15 protein-coding genes are annotated in these 18,600 nt (G+C 61.5%); 8 read left to right on the plus strand and 7 right to left on the minus strand.

Annotated elements, in window-relative coordinates:
• Positions 1-2: 2 nt before the first annotated feature.
• Positions 3-149 carry a hypothetical protein gene (locus tag ACFPN5_RS10230; protein WP_379782789.1) on the minus strand — a complete coding sequence of 49 codons (147 nt, stop codon included), beginning with the start codon at positions 147-149 and terminating at the stop codon, positions 3-5.
• A 109-nt stretch (positions 150-258) separates the two neighbouring features.
• On the minus strand, positions 259-531 hold the full coding sequence (locus ACFPN5_RS10235; protein ID WP_379782791.1) for a helix-turn-helix domain-containing protein: 273 nt from the start codon (positions 529-531) through the stop codon (positions 259-261).
• A gap of 726 nt (positions 532-1,257) precedes the next feature.
• Here ACFPN5_RS10235 and ACFPN5_RS10240 point away from each other — a divergent pair.
• Complete coding sequence (locus tag ACFPN5_RS10240; RefSeq protein WP_379782792.1) at positions 1,258-1,596, plus strand: hypothetical protein; 339 nt, start codon at positions 1,258-1,260, stop codon at positions 1,594-1,596.
• A 155-nt stretch (positions 1,597-1,751) separates the two neighbouring features.
• Here the strand turns inward: ACFPN5_RS10240 and ACFPN5_RS10245 are convergent, their stop codons facing one another.
• Both ACFPN5_RS10245 and ACFPN5_RS10250 read right to left on the minus strand, forming a co-directional pair.
• Positions 1,752-2,132, minus strand: a complete 381-nt coding sequence (locus ACFPN5_RS10245) for a hypothetical protein (RefSeq protein ID WP_379782794.1) — start codon at positions 2,130-2,132, stop codon at positions 1,752-1,754.
• An 85-nt stretch (positions 2,133-2,217) separates the two neighbouring features.
• Positions 2,218-3,486: a tyrosine-type recombinase/integrase gene (locus ACFPN5_RS10250; RefSeq protein WP_379782796.1), complete on the minus strand. Its 1,269-nt coding sequence runs from the start codon at positions 3,484-3,486 to the stop codon at positions 2,218-2,220.
• Between the two features lie 649 nt (positions 3,487-4,135).
• Between ACFPN5_RS10250 and ACFPN5_RS10255 the strand changes: the two genes are divergently transcribed.
• The 7 genes from ACFPN5_RS10255 (at position 4,136) to ACFPN5_RS10285 (ending at position 14,428) form a co-directional block, all read left to right on the plus strand.
• Positions 4,136-5,203, plus strand: a complete 1,068-nt coding sequence (locus tag ACFPN5_RS10255) for an acyltransferase family protein (RefSeq protein WP_379782798.1) — start codon at positions 4,136-4,138, stop codon at positions 5,201-5,203.
• Positions 5,204-5,452: 249 nt separating this feature from the next.
• Entirely contained in the window at positions 5,453-6,742 is a 1,290-nt protein-coding gene (locus tag ACFPN5_RS10260; RefSeq protein WP_379782800.1) for a nucleotide sugar dehydrogenase, read from the plus strand.
• Between the two features lie 114 nt (positions 6,743-6,856).
• Positions 6,857-7,927 (plus strand): SDR family oxidoreductase, encoded by a 1,071-nt coding sequence (locus ACFPN5_RS10265; protein WP_379783111.1) that lies wholly within the window; start codon positions 6,857-6,859, stop codon positions 7,925-7,927.
• Positions 7,928-7,953: 26 nt separating this feature from the next.
• Positions 7,954-9,357 (plus strand): TIGR03013 family XrtA/PEP-CTERM system glycosyltransferase, encoded by a 1,404-nt coding sequence (locus ACFPN5_RS10270; RefSeq protein WP_379782802.1) that lies wholly within the window; start codon positions 7,954-7,956, stop codon positions 9,355-9,357.
• 166 nt (positions 9,358-9,523) lie between these two features.
• The gene (gene prsK / locus ACFPN5_RS10275) at positions 9,524-11,641 is read left to right on the plus strand and encodes an XrtA/PEP-CTERM system histidine kinase PrsK (RefSeq protein ID WP_379782804.1); all 2,118 of its coding nucleotides are present in this window, start codon (positions 9,524-9,526) and stop codon (positions 11,639-11,641) included.
• Positions 11,642-11,654: 13 nt separating this feature from the next.
• Positions 11,655-13,016: a PEP-CTERM-box response regulator transcription factor gene (gene prsR, locus ACFPN5_RS10280; protein WP_379782806.1), complete on the plus strand. Its 1,362-nt coding sequence runs from the start codon at positions 11,655-11,657 to the stop codon at positions 13,014-13,016.
• The gene (locus ACFPN5_RS10285) at positions 13,013-14,428 is read left to right on the plus strand and encodes a right-handed parallel beta-helix repeat-containing protein (protein WP_379782808.1); all 1,416 of its coding nucleotides are present in this window, start codon (positions 13,013-13,015) and stop codon (positions 14,426-14,428) included. The genes prsR and ACFPN5_RS10285 overlap by 4 nt, the downstream gene beginning before the upstream one ends.
• Before the next feature lie 92 nt (positions 14,429-14,520).
• Here the strand turns inward: ACFPN5_RS10285 and ACFPN5_RS10290 are convergent, their stop codons facing one another.
• The 3 genes from ACFPN5_RS10290 to ACFPN5_RS10300 form a co-directional block, all read right to left on the minus strand.
• Positions 14,521-16,512 (minus strand): acyltransferase family protein, encoded by a 1,992-nt coding sequence (locus ACFPN5_RS10290; RefSeq protein WP_379782810.1) that lies wholly within the window; start codon positions 16,510-16,512, stop codon positions 14,521-14,523.
• Between the two features lie 346 nt (positions 16,513-16,858).
• On the minus strand, positions 16,859-17,740 hold the full coding sequence (locus ACFPN5_RS10295) for a hydrolase 1, exosortase A system-associated (protein ID WP_379782812.1): 882 nt from the start codon (positions 17,738-17,740) through the stop codon (positions 16,859-16,861).
• Positions 17,733-18,590, minus strand: a complete 858-nt coding sequence (locus ACFPN5_RS10300) for a hydrolase 2, exosortase A system-associated (RefSeq protein WP_379782814.1) — start codon at positions 18,588-18,590, stop codon at positions 17,733-17,735. The genes ACFPN5_RS10295 and ACFPN5_RS10300 overlap by 8 nt, the downstream gene beginning before the upstream one ends.
• Positions 18,591-18,600 lie beyond the last annotated feature (10 nt).

Raw genomic sequence — 18,600 nt, forward strand, 5'->3', positions numbered from 1 at the left:
CGCTACATGTTTGATTTGGTGTCCAGGACCGCGAGGCGGACATTGTCGGCGAACGCGCCGGCGCCCTCCAATAAAACACTCCAGCCGCTTGGGCTGGCCAGCGACTTCTTCACCCCGTGGTATTGATAACGACGGTTAGCATTGTTCATTCATCGTCCCGCTCAGCGATTACGCAAATTTGCGCAGTGGACTAGGCAACTGGCCATTCATGCGCATAGCTCGCCTCGGTGGCGATGTTGGGGTGACAGGTTGGCGCCCTTATTCCGACAGATCGACAGTGCGGTTCGCCAGGAAAGTGTCGAGATGGTTCTTACGGTATTGGACCAAGCGGCCAACTTTGATGTAGGGGAGCGGGTAGCGCTTGGTGCAGCGCCACATTGCCAGCGTCGTTGCCGAAACACCCAGATATGCCGCTGCAGCTTCTGGGGACATGGTGTCGGGCAACGTCGAGACCGCATCGGCTTTTACGATCACAACCTTATCGTCGCCGTCTTGCCGCTTGATTTTGTCATCGGGTTTGGAAGAAGTCATAGATAGCTCCACATTTGGCACTTCAGCGCACGGTGCACTGAGTTCTGTAGAGTTATCTTAGGAACGATGAACCAGAGTGACTAGGCTAGACCTGCAGGTCTAGCCTAAAAAATTCTGTTTCCGGTTCGTACTTGCGCAGTCATCGGTTCGCGGAGGTAATGCCAGCGGCTTTCAACCGGCATACGATAGTGACGGACGCGTCCCACGACGATGGCAGCTTGTGCTTTAATCAACGTGCCTGGTTACACAGGCGGTGGTTACACAACAGGTTACACCGTTCGCGCTGTGCAAGTAGGTTGGTTAGCGAATCGTGGTTAGCGCCCAAGTTAGCGTGGAAATCGGTGTCGTACCGCTAACCTGTGCGCATGCGGCTGCAGACACGTTCACGTTACGCCACAATTCCCCAAAAGCAGATTTTTTGGTGTGATGGGTGTCGTTTCGACTGCGTCACTACGTTTTCCACCTGTGCTGCGAACTCGTTGTGAACACGGCTTCAGCCGTACGAATGCGCGGTGACTCGAGATCCTTGGCGTAATCCAGGTGCGGGCAAGGGTTCAGCAACTGTCCCGAGAAAGGCTTTCCAAAAGGCTTCAGTGAAGGCTTCTAGAAAGGATTCACGTTGCCCAATAGTGATGCGGCATCATTCGTTGGTAGCGGTGTGCGCTCGACCAGTAATTGCTTACATGGAGGCGCGAAGGCGCGCCGGACCGGGCTGGCCTGCCGCCGATGTTCGTCAACCTGTCTAACGACGTCCTCATGTCGCGCGAAGCCAGCGAATTTGCCCATGCGGCGTCTGCCTACGGTGTGACGTTTGAGCTGAGTGAAGCCCTGTCGGGCTACCGTGACCAGGCAGCGATCCCGAAGCCTGATTCCGCCATGCGCTGGCACACATGGCTGACCATCCCGTCAGCCGAGTTGACGAGTTCCTGCCCTGGCATTGCGCCAGACAGCTATCGGCTGTTTGAACACTCCGCTTCCCAGCGGCGTGATGCCATCATCGTTCAACCAGCCGTCCGGTTTCTAACCACCGAGTTCGAGCCGTCTTGCTTCTGCTCGAGTTGGTAGTCGGGTTTGAAAGAATCCACAGATAACTCCACATTTTCCGTATCAACGCATCATGCGCTGAGCTATGTGAAGTTATCCAAGGATGGCAAATCTGGCTGGCTCGGCCAGATTTAGAGGCTAGCTAAAAATTTGCACTAGGGTTCGTGCTAACGCAGTTAGCGGTTGGGGAAGGTGACGCCGGCGATCTCCAGCCAGCGCGCGATCGTGATAGGCGCATGGTAGTCGGACATCTTTACACCCACGTTTGCAGCGAAGCCGACCACCGCCTTAGCGATGCTCCGAGCGGCTTCGTGACGCGTGGTGAAGCCCCCTTCCTGGGCGAGCTTGACTGCCAGTTTCTTAACAGGATTCCACTGTTTCCGGCGCGCCTCCGCTCCCTTCCTACCATAGCTCTGCCACTGCTTGAACGCGAGCAACTTTTTCTCAGGGACGTAGTGAGTAGGCTTCCAATGTTTGCGGCGTGCTTCCGCCTCCTTCCTACCATAGCTCTGCCACTGCTCGAACGCGAGCAGCCGCTTCTTACGGACGTAGTTCATTAACACCTCCAAGAGAGTTGATTAAGTAATTTCTTCTCTACGGAAACGGGAGTAATTGCTCCCGAAAAAAAGCAACAGTTAGCTGCTAATACCGTAGAGATCCGTTACTCATCTCTTCCTCTTGGTTGTGGACTGAAGTGGCAGCCGCCATGATTGCTTTGGTGGCCCGTTCCACCGAATCGCGCACTGGATCGGCACTTAACCGCGCATAGATCAAGGTAGCGTCAACGGACTTATGACCGAGCGACTTCCCAATGATAGCGAGGGAAGCGCCAGTAATGGCCTGCCAACTACCCAAAGTGCGGCGCAAATCATGGATGCGAAGTCCGCTGATGCCTGCTTTTTCCAACAGCGATTGCACGCCTTTTTTTGGCGATTCCAGATGGCCAGACTTGCCATTGCCGGGGAAGACCCACGGGCTTCCATTATCATGGCGATCACCTAGCACAGTCATTGCCACTTCGGGCAGCTGGACAATCAGCGGATCGCCGTTTTTGGTGTCCGGGATACGCCACTCGCGGCGGTCGAAGTCAATGTCGGCCCAGCGCATCGCCATGACGTTCGATTTGCGCGCGCCGGTAAGGATCGAGAGCAGGACATAGTCCCGCATCTGGACATTGGTTGTGGCGCGCAGGGCCTCGAACAAACGGGGCAGCTCGTCCTTTTGCAGGAAGCGGTCACGCGTCGGGATTTTCAAGGTACCCAACCCTGCCGCCGGGTTCTCGCCGGTGTAGAGTTTCGCCTTGCCGAGCTGCGCGAACACCGTCCGCAATAATTTTACGGCGTGGTTCGCCGCTGCCTTGCCGGATTGCTTGGCGAGGGCAGTACGCAGATGGAGGACATCTGCGGCTCGAATCGCTGACAGCTTCTTGTGCTGCCAGTTGACCGAGCCGGCGGATTTCGTGCGCTCACGCCCCTTCGGCTTGCGCGGACCTGCCGGCAGAGCACCCAGATAACGCTCGAAATTGCCGCGCATCGCGTCAGCAGTCTTCAAACCCTGGGGCGTCGCGTGATGCTCCATGTACCACTCGAAGGCTTCGCCGAGCGTCAGCTCGCTGCGCTTCTCGCGCAGCGAGTCGGCCGGGTTCAGCCCTTGCGCGATGGCGTTGCGAACCTGAAGCGCTTTTGCCCGAGCCTGTTCAATAGTGACGTCAGGGAACGCGCCGATCGTGACGCGCTCCGGTCCACCATTCTTCGTGCGCTTGAAAACCGAGAATTGCTTCTTGCCAGTCGGGCCGACCCTCAACTGCAATCCGGGTTCGCGCACGTCGTGATAGGTCACGCGCTTCCCTGGCAAAGCAGGAGGAATTGCCTTCAGGGCTGCAACAGTGAAGTTGATGCGCGCGGTTGTCATGGTCGACGTTGGTGGGGCAGGGTGTACGTTGTAATCTGCATATGACTTTAGCATGACGAACAATCATGTCAATGCGGTGAGCATAAGTAGCTGTACTTTGTCGTCCAGTTTTCGGGCTTGCATTGGCGTGCTGAACAAGGACTTATCTGGGTCACATCTGGGTTACATTTTTGCGCGATACAGGGAGATTTTCGGCAACTTTGAGATAACTTCCAGACAACAAAAAGACTCGTCTCTCCTATGACAGCAGATGAAGCGAGAAGTTGGGATAACAAGCGCGATGACTCGACCGTGTGACTCCGAAGCCAAGGGTCGCTGGTTCGATCCCAGCCAGCCGCACCATTTCCTGCAAGTTTCCCCCATAACACCGCATCTGCTGTCCGCTTCCTCGCGGGCACGCTGCCGCCCCTGCGCCGCATTTCCCTTCGCGGCAGCTATCGATCCGATCACGTTACCATGCCGTCGCGCGCCTGTCCGGCGTGCATCGTTCCCGTGGCGCCGCCGCGCTTTCTCAACCGTATTGTCAACAAAAACAACAGCTTCCGGGATTTTTCCTGTCGAAAATGCAAGCTGAATAGTGCATCGGTTATACTTTCCCTCTTAATGACTGTCGCGGTTGCCGCTGCCGGATATCCAAGGGAATGTTGAAATGTCAGTAGAAGACCAGGTGCGGCAACGCATCGCCATGTTGCGCTTCCTGATGATTTTCGGGGTGGTCCTGCTGCATGTTCCCCCATTCGTTCCCTTCGCCGAGCTCACCAACGAACCGTTTTCCCTGATCAAGGCGTATTTGCAGCTGGCCGTGTTCCGCTGCACGGTGCCGGTGCTGACCCTGATTTCCGGCTACCTGCTGTTCCGCTCCGCGATCGACCAGGACCCGCTGCGCCTTGCTCGAAAGAAAGGTAAAACCATCCTGGTACCTTTCCTGTTTTTCAACTTGTCGTTGCTGGGCGTGGCGCTCTTGTTGCACCATGGCTTGGGCATCTCGCTGTCGAACAATATTCCTCCGGCAAACCCGAGCGGCTGGCTCGACCTCGCATTCGGCTACCGTGGCTCGCCCATCAATTATCCGCTGAACTTCCTGCGCGACCTGCTCGTGCTGATGCTGCTCGCGCCCGTCTTCGGCTGGTGCCTGCGCCGCGCGCCCTGGGTCGGGCTGGTGCTCGTGTTCGGTATTTTCATGAACAATCTCGACCGCGCCCTGCTGCTGCGCGACGTGATGGCGCCCGTGTTTTATCTCGGCGGCCTGGCGGCGGTGCGGCGCTGGAACCTGGTCGCCTTTGACCGCTTTGCCTGGCCCGCCCTGGGGGCCTTCCTGCTGGCCTGCGCCTGGATCGTGGCGATGCAGGTCGCCAATACCAATTACTTGCGCCTGGTCGCACCCTTCCTCATCTGGCCCGCCGCGGCGCTGCTGGTGCCGACCGCCTTCGGGCGCTGGATGGCGCGCATGAGCAAGTACAGTTTTTTCGTGTTCGTCGCCCATGCGCCGGTACTGCTGGCCACCTGGATCGTGTTCAAGCCGTTCTCGCCCTGGGTGCCTTACCCGGTGTACTGGGTGCTGGCGCCGTTTGTCGTGGTCGGTTTGCTGGTCGTGACCTACCGCGTGCTTGCCCGTTACCTGCCCGGATTGCTTGGTACCGTGCTCGGCACGCCGGTAAACGCGCCGCCAAAGCCGAGTGCGGCGCGGGTGGCGACCGCCGCGCCGGTGGGTAGTTGATACATTGCATATATAAATCCGGTGCGCACGATTCATTTTCAATTCGCAACTTGTTTCTTGGAAAATGCTAATATTTCAATTATCCGCTGTCGGCTGCGCCGTTTTGCCGCCGGCACATAGGTAGACGCATGATCAGACAGGCCCTGAGCCTGAATCACAAGGTGCCAGCGTGACTGGGCGCTACAATTTCCTTGCCACACTAACTAGTTGGCAAAATAGCAAAACTTTATTCGATAACGGAAGCTGATAATGAAAGCAGATCAGGTCGTCGCGGTAGTAGGACTGGGTTACGTTGGGTTACCGCTCGCAGTAGAATTCGGCAAGAAAGTACGGACGATCGGTTTCGACCTGTCGGCGTCGAAAATCGAGAACTACAAAAAATTTATTGACCCGACCGGTGAAGTCTCGACCGAGCAGTTGCAGGCCGCGCGTCATCTGGAAGTCACCACCGACGCGGCGCTGCTGGCCCAGGCCGACTACGTCGTGGTGGCCGTGCCGACCCCGGTCGACATCGCCCACAACCCGGATTTCACGCCTTTGATCGGCGCCAGCACCACTGTCGGCAAGAACCTCAAGAAGGGCGCCATCGTCATCTTCGAGTCAACCGTCTACCCGGGCGCTACCGAAGAAGTCTGCATCCCGCTGCTGGAAAAGCATTCGGGCACGCAGTGGAAAGAAGGCTTCCACGTCGGCTTCTCGCCGGAGCGCATCAATCCGGGCGACAAGGAACACACGCTGACGACGATCCTGAAGATCGTGTCGGGTGACGACGCCGAGACGCTGGAAAGCGTTGCCCAGCTGTATGAATCCGTGATCACCGCCGGCGTCCACCGCGCCTCGAGCATCAAGGTTGCGGAAGCGGCAAAAGTCATCGAAAACACCCAGCGCGACCTGAACATCGCGCTGATGAACGAACTGGCGATCATCTTTGACAAGATCGGCATCGATACCCTCGAAGTGCTGAAAGCTGCCGGCACCAAGTGGAACTTCCTGCCGTTCCGCCCGGGCCTGGTCGGCGGTCACTGCATCGGCGTCGATCCGTACTACCTGACCCACAAGGCCGAGATGGTCGGCTACCACCCGCAGGTGATCCTGGCCGGCCGCCGCATCAATGACGGTATGGCCAAGTTCGTTGCCGAAAAGACCGTGAAGTCGATGATCTCCTCGGGCTTCAACGTCAAGGGCGCGAAAGTCAACGTCATCGGCCTGACCTTCAAGGAAAACTGCCCGGACCTGCGCAACTCGAAAGTCGCCGACATCGTCCATGAGCTGCAGAGCTACGGCGTGGACGTCCACGTGTTCGACCCGCTGGCCGACGCCGGCGAAGCCGAGCACGAGTACGGCATCAAGCTGGAAAGCTGGGACAGCCTGCCAAAGGCCGACGCCATGATCGCCGCCGTGCCGCACAAGGAAGTGGTGGGCATGTCGCTCTCCGACATCCAGTCCAAGCTCAACGACGGCGGCTGCTTCATCGACGTCAAGTCGCAGTTCGATGAAGTTGCTCTGCGCGAGGCAGGCTACTGCGTCTGGCGCCTGTAAGAAGATAAGCGGTTGGACAGTATCACGGCAAGGTTCGCTAGCGGCCTTGCCGTCGGCGTCTGGGGCTACCGGACGCACAAGAACTACCTTCGTTATCAATAAAGTGTTCGGAAAATTGTGAATAAGATTCAAGACGTTAGGCAGCAGCTGGTTCAGCACAGCCATCATTGGCTGGTCACCGGCGCGGCCGGCTTCATCGGCTCGAACCTGGTCGAGACGCTTCTGGCGCTCGGCCAGCGTGTGACCGGGCTCGACAACTTTGCGACGGGAAAACGCCGTAACCTGGAGCAGGTGAAAGAATCTGTCACGCAGGAAGCCTGGACGAAATTCAATTTCATCGAAGGCGATATCCGCAATCCCGCCGACTGCGCGCAGGCGTGCGCCGGGGTCGACTTCGTCCTGCACCAGGCCGCGCTTGGCTCCGTGTCGCGCTCGATCGACAACCCGATCCTCACCAACGAAACCAACGTCACCGGCTTCCTCAACATGCTGGTCGCCGCCCGTGACGCGAAAGTGCGCCGCTTCGTCTACGCCGCCTCAAGCTCGACCTATGGCGACCACCCGGCGCTCCCGAAAGTCGAAGACGTGATCGGCAACCCGCTCTCGCCGTACGCCGTGACGAAGTATGTCAACGAGCTGTATGCGAACGTGTTCGGCCGTACCTATGGCATGGAATCGATCGGCCTGCGCTACTTCAACGTGTTCGGCCCGCGCCAGGACCCGCATGGCGCGTATGCCGCCGTGATTCCGCAGTGGGTGGCCGCGCTGATCGGCAACCAGCCCCTGCGCATCAACGGCGACGGCGAGACCAGCCGCGATTTCTGCTACATCGCCAACGTGGTGCAGGCGAACCTGCTGGCGGCCGTGGCCCCGAGCGAGGCCGCCAACCAGGTGTACAACGTGGCGCTCAACGAGCGCACCAGCCTGAACCAGCTGTACGCGATGATGCGCGACCTGCTGCGCGCGCGCTTCCCGCATGTGGACACGCACCAGCCCGAATACGTCGACTTCCGCCGCGGCGACGTGCGCCATTCGCAGGCCGACATCGGCAAGGCCACCGCGCTGCTGGGCTATGCGCCCACGCACCGCATCGGCGAAGGCCTGGCACAGGCCATGGATTGGTACGTCCGCGACCTGCTGGGTAAGGGAGCATATGAACCACCCGCGCCTGTGGTTTCCGAGTAAGCAAGAAGAATTATCAGGAGGCTGACGTGTTCAGGATTTCTAACCACTACGTGTCGAAGATCGTTTCCATGCTGCTCATCGTGGAAGTGCTGGTGCTGCTCGGCGCAGCCTATGCCGGCGCCGCGCTGCGCTACATGGACATCGGCCCCACCTTGAGCGTGCCCTCGCTCGACCATTTCTTTACCTCGGCCGCCGCGTTCGCGCTAGCAATCGTGTTCAGCATGAGCGCCATGGGCATGTACCAGCTCGATTTCGAGGAAGGCCTGCGCCACCCGTTCCTGATGAAGCTGATGCCTTCGTTCGCGATGGGCTTCCTGATCCTGACGCTGCTGTTCTATGCGGCGCCGGAGCTGGCCTTCGGGCGTAGCGTCCTGCTGCTCGTGTTCGGGCTGTCGGCGGTCGGCATCTTCACCGCGCGCATGATCTTCTTCAAGACCTCGGAAGCGCGCTTCCTGCAGTCGCGCATCATGTTCCTCGGCGGCGGCCCGCTGGCCAAGGAATGCGCCGACCTGGCGCAGCGCGCCAACCGCTATCACCGCTACAGCATCGCCGGCTTCATTCCGGCCCCGGGCGAAGAGCTGTGCGTGGCGCAGGCGAACCTGCTCAAGATGCGCGACGGCGATTCGCTGGTGAAACTGGCGCGCCAGTACAACGTGTCGGAAATCGTGGTGTCGGTGCAGAACCGGCGCGGCGGCTTCCCGATCAAGGAACTGCTCGATTGCAAGCTGCAAGGCCTGAAAGTGACCGACGCGGCCACCTTCTTTGAACGCGAAACCTGCCAGATCCGGGTCGACTCGATCCAGCCGAGCTGGCTCGTGTTCGGTGGCGGCTTCGACCAGAGTTTCGTGCGCATCTTCATGAAGCGTACCTTCGATCTCATTTGCAGCGGCGCGATCCTGGCCGTGACCTTCCCGCTGATGCTGCTGGCCGCGCTGGCGGTCCGGTTGGAGGACCGCGGCCCGGTCTTTTATTCGCAGGAACGCGTGGGCCGCGATGGCAAGAGCTTCTTCGTGCACAAGTTCCGCAGCATGCGCGCCGACGCCGAAAAGGGCGGCAAGCCGCAGTGGGCCGCGCAGAACGACCCGCGCGTCACGCGCGTGGGCAACTTCATGCGCAAGACCCGTATCGACGAGCTGCCGCAGATCCTGAACGTGTTCAAGGGCGAGATGTCGTTCGTCGGCCCGCGCCCGGAGCGTCCCTACTTCGTGGAACAGCTGATCGAAGTGGTTCCGTACTACAATGTGCGCCACAGCATCAAGCCAGGCATCACCGGCTGGGCCCAGGTGCGTTACGGCTACGGCTCCTCGGCCGAGGACGCGCTGCAAAAGCTGCAGTACGACCTGTATTACGTGAAGAACAACAGCCTGTTCCTCGACTTCCTGGTCCTGATTAACACGTTGAAGGTCGTTTTGTTCCGCAGCGGCCGGTAAGGAAAGTGCGATAAACCTACTGCGCGTCGGATCTTTGGCCTGCGATGCTCGCCGTACATGAGTACGGCTGCGCTTCTCGGCCAAACCTCCTTCCGCTCGCTACGGTTTCTTGCACTTTCCGAGACTTTGGGGCTGTTCTGGATAACGATTTGCTCCCCTCCTGCCCATGGATAGTGTTTCCCTCACCAGTATCGCCGCCTACAGCTATGGCTTAGCCGCCCTTGGCTTCCTCGGCCTGTGCGTGCCGCTCCTGACCGGTTGGCGCGGGCGCGCCTACGGCCCGGTGCTGGTGGCCGCCTGCCTGGCGTCGAGCTTCTGGGCCGGTTCCCTGGCCTGGGCCGCCAGCGACCTCCTGATGTGGACCGACCTCTCCGACGGCTTCGAGGTGGCGAGGAATGCCGCCTGGTCGCTGTTCCTCGTGGTGCTGCTGGGCGACTGGCGCAAACGGGGCAGCCGCCTGACCCTCGGCCTGCGCCCGACGCTGTTCGTGGCGGCGGTCTGCTACCTGCTGGCCCTGACTGCGGCAATGCTCGGCTACTGGGACCTGGCCCTGCTCGACAGCGTGCTGCCGGTGATGGCGCGCGTGGTGCAGGCGGTCGGCGGCATGCTGCTGGTGGAGCAGGCCTACCGCAACAAGACGGTCCAGGAACGCTGGGCCATCAAGTTCGCCTGCCTCGGCATCGGCGGCATGTTTGCCTATGACTTTTACCTTTACAGCCACGCGATGCTGTTCCGCGAAGTGGACCAGGACATCTGGATCGCGCGCGGCGTCGTCAACGCACTGACCGTGCCGCTGCTGGCGGTGTCGATGGGCCGCGCGAAATCCTGGCGCTCGCCGCTGGCGGTGTCGCGCCGCGTGATGTTCCATTCGGCCGCGCTGTTCGGTTCCGCGATCTACCTGCTGGCGATGGGCTCGGCCGGCTACTACCTGCGCTACTTCGGCGGCAGCTGGGGCACGGTGATGCAGGTGACCTTCCTGTTCGGCGCGCTGCTGCTGCTGGCCGGCATCCTGTTCTCGGGCACCTTCCGCGCCTGGCTGAAGGTCTTCATCAGCAAGCATTTCTACAGCTACGGCTACGACTACCGCGAAGAGTGGATGCGCTTTACACGCACCCTGTCGGAAGCGGGGCCGAACCTGGGCGAGCGCACGGTGCAGGCGGTCGCCGCGCTGGTCGAGAGTCCGGGCGGGGCGCTCTGGCAGCGCCGCGATGCCGGGCGCGAACCGGGCGGCGAATCGGGCCGCGAAGCGGGCGCCTTCGAACCGGTGGCCAGGTGGCAGGGGCCGGCGAGCGAGGCGATCGAGCCCGGGGACTCGGCGCTGGCGCGCTTCCTCGAGTCGACCCAGTGGGTGATCGACCTCGGCGAATATGCAGAATCGCCGGAAAAATACGATGGGTTGAAACTGCCGGAATGGCTGCTCGCCTGGCCGCGCGGCTGGCTGGTGGTGCCGCTGATGCTGGGGACCAAGCTGTTCGGTTTCGTCGTGTTGCAGACGGCGCGCAGTCCCGTCAAGCTGAACTGGGAAGTGCTGGATTTGCTGGAGATCGCCGGCAGCCAGGCCGCCAGCTACCTGGCGCAGCAGGACGCCGCCGACGGCCTGATGGTGGCGCGCCAGTTCGAGTCGTTCAACCGTATGTCGACCTTCGTCGTGCACGACCTGAAAAACCTGGTCTCGCAGCTGTCGCTGATGAACGCCAACGCCGAAAAGCACAAGCACAATCCCGAATTCCAGGCCGACATGCTGGAAACGGTGTCGCTGTCAGTGCAGAAGATGCGCCTGATGCTGCAAAAACTCTCGCGCATCGACGTCGAGGAAAAGCCGGTGCCGCTGGCGATGGAGCAGGTGGTGCGCCAGGCCGTGGCCATGAAGGCGGCGTTCGAGCCGCGCCCGACACTCGACGTGCGCGACACGGGCCTGCGCGTGCTGGCCGACCGCGAGCGGCTCGAACGCGTCGTCGGCCACCTGATCCAGAACGCGATCGAAGCCACGCCGAAAGAGGGCAGCGTCACCATCGCCCTGTCCCGCAATGGGGACTCGGTGCAGGTCGAAATCACCGACACCGGCGAAGGGATGAGCGAAGAGTTCATCCGCGACCGCCTGTTCAAGCCCTTCGAGTCGACCAAGTCGGCCGGCATGGGCATTGGCGTGTTCGAGAGCCGTGAATACATTAACGAGCTGGGCGGACGCCTGGAAGTCATCAGCCGGCCGTCGCTTGGCACCACTTTCAAAGTCATCCTGCCGCTTTACAAACAGGATGCGCTGCTCGTCGAACGAGCAGCCTGAACCGAGGATTACCGTGACACAGAATAAACAAAAACTCCTGATCATCGAAGACGACCCGGGCCTGCAAAAGCAGCTCAAATGGAGCCTGGACGCCTATGAGGTCGTGGTCGCCGGCGACCGCGAGGCGGCGCTGGCGCAAGTGCGCCGCCACGAGCCGGCGGTGGTGACCATGGACCTGGGCCTGCCGCCCGACCCGGACGGCTCGACCGAAGGCCTGGCCACGCTGCAGCAGATCCTGGCCCTCGCCCCGGACACGCGCGTCATCGTCCTGACCGGCAACCAGGACCACGCGAATGCCGTGAAAGCGATCGGCCTGGGCGCCTACGACTTCCACCAGAAGCCGTGCGACCCCGAGGTGCTGAACCTGGTGATCCAGCGCGCCTTCTTCCTGCACGAGCTGCAGCAGGAAAACCGCCGCATGCAGCAGCAGCAGGCCGACTCGCCGATGTCGGGCGTGATCTCGCGCGCGCCCACCATGCTCAAAATCTGCCGCAACGTCGAGAAGGTCGCGCCGACCTCGGCCTCGGTGATGCTGCTGGGCGAATCGGGTACCGGTAAAGAAGTGCTGGCGCGTGCCGTGCACGCCTTGTCGCCGCGTGCGAAAGAGCGCTTCATGGCGATCAACTGCGCGGCGATCCCGGAAAACCTGCTCGAGAGCGAACTGTTCGGCTACGAAAAAGGCGCATTTACCGGCGCGGCCAAGCAGACCAAGGGCAAGGTCGAAATGGCCCATGGCGGCACCTTCTTCCTCGATGAAGTCGGGGACCTGCCGATGCCGCTGCAGGCGAAATTGCTGCGCTTCCTGCAGGAGCGCGTGATCGAGCGTCTCGGCGGGCATGAAGAGATCCCGGTGGACGTGCGCATCGTCTGCGCGACCCACCAGAAACTCAAGGAGCTGTGCGCGACCGGCCGCTTCCGCGAGGACTTGTATTACCGCCTGTCCGAAATCGTGGTGACGATCCCGCCGCTGCGCGAGCGCGAGGGCGACGCGGCCCTGCTGGCGCACCACTTCAAGAACAAATTCTGCGCCGCCGAAGGGCGCCCGGCGCTGCACTTCGCGCCGGACGCGATTGCCGCGATCGAAGCCTATCCGTGGCCGGGCAATGTGCGCGAGATGGAAAACTACATCAAGCGCGCCGTCATCATGGCCGACGGGAACACCATCGTCGCCGACGACCTCGGCCTGCCGGGCGAGGGCCTGGAAGAAGAGCCGATCAACCTGCGCCAGGTGCGCGACGAAGCCGAGTACAAGGCCATCATCAAGGCGCTGGCGCGCGTCGACGGCAACATCGTCAAGGCGTCCGAGATCCTCGGCATCAGCCGTCCGACCATGTACGACCTGATGAGCCGCCACAACATCAAGACCGCCGCATGAAGCTGCTGACGGTGCTGGCCGTGCCGCTGGTGCTGGCGGCGGCCGGCGCCGCCGCCGGCGTCTTCTATCTGCAGTCCCAGGGCGTCACGCCGCGCGCGCTGGCCCCTTACCTCCTCAAGCGCACCAGTGGCCACAACGGCGTTATCGTCGGTGCCGGGCAGCTTGCCGCCAGCACCCTGTTGCGCCTGGACCGGGGGGCGGTGCAAGCCTATGCGTTGCCGCCCCTGACGCTGGGCGCCCAGCCGGAAGGACCACCGGCACCAGCCGGCAACGAGCGCCTGGTCGCCTCCGCCGACGAAGCACGGCAGGCGATTGCGAATGCCGCGGCAGGCGACATCATCACTTTCCTTCCCGGCGACTATGCGATCCGCGGCACCGTGTACGCGCGCCAGGCCGGCAGCGCCGACGCCCCGATCGTGGTGCGCGCGGTGCGCCCCGGCACGGTGACGATCGCACTGAATGCCGGTGAGGGCTTCGCCGTGTCGGCGCCCTATTGGCGTTTCGAGAACCTGACGATTCGCGGTGCCTGCCGCAGCGACAGCAGCTGCGACCATGCGTTCCACGTAGTCGGGAAGGCGCACCATTTCGTCGCCCGCAACAACACGATCAGCGACTTCAACGCTCACTTCAAGATCAACGGGATACGCGGCAGTTTTCCCGACCATGGCCTGATCGAATCGAACACCCTGGGAAACACGGCACCGCGGCGCACCACGCATCCGGTGACGCCGATCGACCTGGTGGCCGCCAGCGACTGGCGAATTCGCGCCAACCTGATCCACGACTTCGTCAAAAGCTGGGGCGACCGCATCAGCTATGGTGCCTTCGCCAAGGGCGGGGCCGAGCGTACGGTCTTCGAGCGCAACGTGGTGCTGTGCGAGCGCGCGCTGGTGGGCCAGCCGGGACAGCGTGTCGGCCTGTCGTTCGGCGGCGGCGGCACGGGAAAGCGATACTGCCGCGACGGGCGCTGCATCACCGAGCATGACGGCGGCGTCATGCGCGCCAACCTGGTGTCCGGCTGCTCGGACGTGGGGATTTACCTGAACAGTGCGGCGAATACGCAGGTCTTGCATAACACTTTGCTCGACACGGCCGGTGTCCAGGTGCGCTTCTCTGAAAGCGGAGCAACGGTCGAGGGTAACCTGGTCGATGGGGCCCTTCATTCGCGCGACGGCGGTGTGCTGCGCGTTGGGGACAACCTGACTACGGCGATTGGTTGGCTATACCTCGGGCGGCATCCGCAGCGTGTGTTGTTTGCCGAGCCGAAGCGCCTGGATTTGCGCTGGCGCGATGCTGCGCCGCGGCGCGATGGAGGGACAGGCGGAAATGACTTATGCGGTGCAACGCGCGGCAGCGGGGCGGGTTACGGCGCGTTTCAAGACTTCCATGCCTGCGTGCAGGGTGGCTTATAGGCGATCCGCTCAAGCGCCGTACTAACAACATATGTTGACTGACTGTATTCCAATCTGTTGGCAGCGCGACGACACAAACGGACGTCCGGCTGTTATAGCTGAGCCCGCTCTATCCAGGAACTCCTGACGGCATCGCGCAAGACCGGCGAAATATGCTCTGCATAGGTGGCAGTAATGTGATGGCTGTCCCGGTAGATGACCACGCCATCCTTGATTGCCCAGCACTGTGACTTGTCACAAAACTGGGCGCTCATGTCGGCGACATGCACATACAAGGGTATTTTTTTGCGCGATTCAGCAAAGCTGGTGTCATTGAGGACCTGGTTTCGCTGCTGGCCGCAAATATTCTTGTCCTCGACAATTGGAGAATATACGCAGACCGGCACATCCCTAGGCATCCAGGGATTATCGCGCAATGCGAGGATGCGGATACCGCTCGCATCGAGTTGCTTAAAGCGCGAGAGATACCCGTCCGGTACATATTCGACGCGGCCCGTCTTTCCATCGTGATGCCGAGTCGCCAGCGAAAGTACCAAATCTGGCTTCAGAGTAATAATCGCATCAATCGCGGTTGTGTTCCACTTGGCGCAAGACACGTGACGTGTGGCGAACAGCGCCGTATCGGCCGGATCAGCGAATACGCAACCGGATTTCGTCATCGAAATGATCTGCCAGTCCTCTTTTTCGGCATGCAGGACGAGCGCGGGCAGCCACTGGGCAGCATGCGATCCGCCGACTACCACAATAGTTTTCTTCGCTCCAGGCCTGCCGAAGCCGCATGACTTTAATTTTGCCGAGGTGGCGTTCTGATGGCACCCACTCTTGTAGACCGACGCATTATCTTCGCGTACGCTGAATGGCCCCGGTGCAATGAAACCGGCGCTTTCAATGTTACCGCTATCCCAGCTGCGCCCTTTACCAAGAACTTCCCGGCGCGCGAACTCGCTGGATGACGAAATCATCAACAGGAGCGAGAGAAAGCCGAGCGGAACAAGGGTTGTGCTCGACGAGACGCGCCTGGTCGAAAAACACCAGTCCACCGCTTTTTTGCTCAGCAAGGCGCAGACGATCGACAGCGCCAACAGCATGAGGCCTGCTACCAGCGGAACTTCAGCAACATGATTGACGGTGCTGTACACGACATATAGCGGCCAGTGCCAAAGGTAGACGCCGAACGAAATCATGCCAAAGTCAGCCAGCCATGGGCGCGACAGCAGCCAACTGGCGTTGAGCCGATTGTCGGGACGGCCGTAGCGGATCAGCAGGAGCGCCGCTGTAACGGGCCACAATGACGCATAGCCGGGAAAGGCCAGCGTCGATCCGATCAGGAAGCCACAGCCGAGCAAGAGTGCCAACCCCAGCCAGGACAGTGCTGCCGCACGGCTTGGCGTAGCGGTTCCCGACGCTGATCCATGCAGACCCAGCAGCGCCCCGCAACCGAATTCCCAGAAACGCGAAAAGAAGTCGAAATAAGACCTCGAAGGGGAGGTGCTGGTGCTGTACAGCGACCAAGCAAACGAAGCAAAAGAAAGAATGCAGAGGAGCAGCGTCAGCACATTGCGCGGATTGCCACCTAAGCCACGTGTCGCAAGCTGGCCCATCCTCAGGACGAACGGCCATGCAAAATAAGTCTGGCCGATCAGCGACACTGCCCAGAAATGCTGCACCAAGGTAGGAACTTCGCTTCTGGCGAGATAGTTCTGGCCTTTGCTGATGAGGCGCCAGTTTTCCAAATAAAGCGCGCTTGCGCCAATGTCACGCAGGTTGGTTGACCAGACCATGGGCGACATGAAAAAGAACAGCAACAGCACGATGCCGATGAGCGCAATGACCGCTTGCGGCGCCATCCTTAGGAGGAAATCGCGGTAGAACCGCAGTATGGGTGCAGGTTTATCTACTTCGCCTCGTTTGAGCGCATTGGACGCCAGGAAGTAACCAGAGATAACGAAAAAGACGTCTACGCCCCCTGATACTCCCGAAAAAAAAACATGGAATGTGAATACCAGCAAGGCGCCGATAACGCGAATGCCTTGAATGTCGTCACGACGCTGGCGTAAGGAAGAGGGATTACTTAACGGCGTCATAGCGTCGAGGTGACCTTAACAAGAAGAAATTATTTTATACAGTTGGCATTGTATTATCGAAAGTCTTTGAAGTTGACAATCGAGTTGGAATATTTACGCTAACTGTTGTAATTTCTTCGCCGCTACTAAGTCTTAGCTCATCGCGGCCGGATTAGCCACTGAATCGGGAGATGATCGATAGTGCGGCTGTACGACCAGATGACGGAAGTGCCCTTCGGCTTTTTAGCCATTTTTAGCCAATTAGCGGCGCTTCCGGAATGAGCACATGGGAGTCCCTCGCAAAATGGGATTTGTTAGCGCTGTAAGGTCGAAATGCTCAAAATAACAGCTGCAACAGGAGCCTTCGTTACCAGCTCCGCAGCCAGTCCCGCGTCCAATCCGACACTTGGTCCTGCCAGGGCCGGCGCGAGAACGTATGATCTGCCTTGTCGAGCTGCCGGCGCGTGAAACGCGGCGTGGACAGCAGGCGCTGCCAGGCGCCCGGACGGCTGGTCAAGCCGGCAAACTCCTGGGCCGTCAGGTCGGCGCCGCTCAGCACCACCAGCACGCGGCCACCGAAACGGGTGAGGGCGCCCTGCATGCGTTCGGGCAGCGGGGCGTCGCTCGTCACGTCGGCGGCTGCGTCTGCGTCAGGCGCAGGCTTCGACGCGAAAGCCTTGCCCACGTTTTCGCACAGCGAGCGCACCGAACCCTTCACGTCGAACTGGCCGCTGCCGATCTTTTTCCACAGGCGCGCGTCGAACAGGCGGTCTTTGTAATAGTGCTTGATGGTGGCGCGCGCTTGTCCTTCTTCGGTACGCACCCAGGGGTTCAATAACACCAGCCCCGCTACGCGCGCATCCTGCGGCGCATACATGGCGGCGGCCGAGGCGCCGTCGCACAGGCCCCACAGCACCACTTCCCGCAGGCCCGGCACTTCGGTGAAAAAGCGGTCGATGGCGGCGCGCAGGTCCTCGGCCACGTTGTCGAAATTCTGCAGGTCGCCTTCGCTGTCGCCCATGCCGCGGTAGTCGAAGCGCATGGCCGGGATGCCGGCGCTGGCGAGGTCGCGTGCGAGCAGGGTGAACTGGCGGTGGCTGCCGGCCCGGTATTGCGGGCCGCCGACGACGATCAGCACGCCGCGCGAAGACGCTTGGTTTGAAGCCTTCGGCAGGCTGAGGATCCCGTACAGCCAGGCGCCGTGGCAGGGGAAGGCGAGGGCGCGCTCGTCAGGCATTGCGTCAGGCATCGGGGGGCTCCGGGCTGGCCGGCGTGGCCGCCAGTGTGGCCTCCAACAGCGCGGGGCAATCGACCGTCTCGGGCGCGGTCCAGAATTGCGGTCCCTGCACGAGGTGCACGTCGACCCGGCTGCCCTGCAGGCGCCAGGTATCGGCCACGCGCACGGCGGCCGGCGGCAGCGGGCGCCCGGCAGCGGCGGTCACTTCGAACCAGTCGATCGGGCAGCGCGGCCCGAGCGCGCGCGCGTCGGCGCCGTCGATGCCGCCGGCCAGTTGCGGGTTGAGCGTATAACCTGCGATCTCGAGCGATTCGCCGTTGGCCAGCGCTTCGCGCAGGGCCTCGGTGCCGCCGCTGTCGCTCCCTCCGGCAAGCAGTTCGCCCGCCAGGCGCAGGCGCAGGAAGCCGTTCAGGTAGCCCGAGCCGTTGGTCACCGGCTGCCACAGCAGCAGGCGTTGCGGCGGCACCGGCGCACGCTGCGCGTGCACGACCGCCAGCAGCGCGCCCAGGCGCAAGCCCCACAGGCCGGCCCTGCGGCCCAGGCGTTCCTCGATCCAGGCGCGCGCGCAGGCGATGTCGCGCAGCCAGCCATCCCAGGTCGCGTCGCCGAAGTCGTCTGCGCTGTCGCCGCAGCCGTGCAGGTCGATCAGCAGCACGCCGACGCCCTGCGCGGCCAGCGCGCGCGCGCCCAGCGCAGCCATGCGGCGCGCGCGGTTCATCTCCTCCGCGAACGGGTGCACGTAGACCAGCGCGCCGCGGCATGCGCCAACGGGTGCATGGAACATGCAGAAGCGCTTGCCGCCGGGGGTGTCGAGGAAGAACGCGTCGGCGCTCGCGTGGCCGGGTGCGGGGGGGGCGGTCATTGCAGCGCTG

The sequence above is a fragment of the Massilia niabensis genome (genome assembly GCF_042655085.1).
Taxonomy (GTDB): domain Bacteria; phylum Pseudomonadota; class Gammaproteobacteria; order Burkholderiales; family Burkholderiaceae_D; genus Telluria; species Telluria niabensis.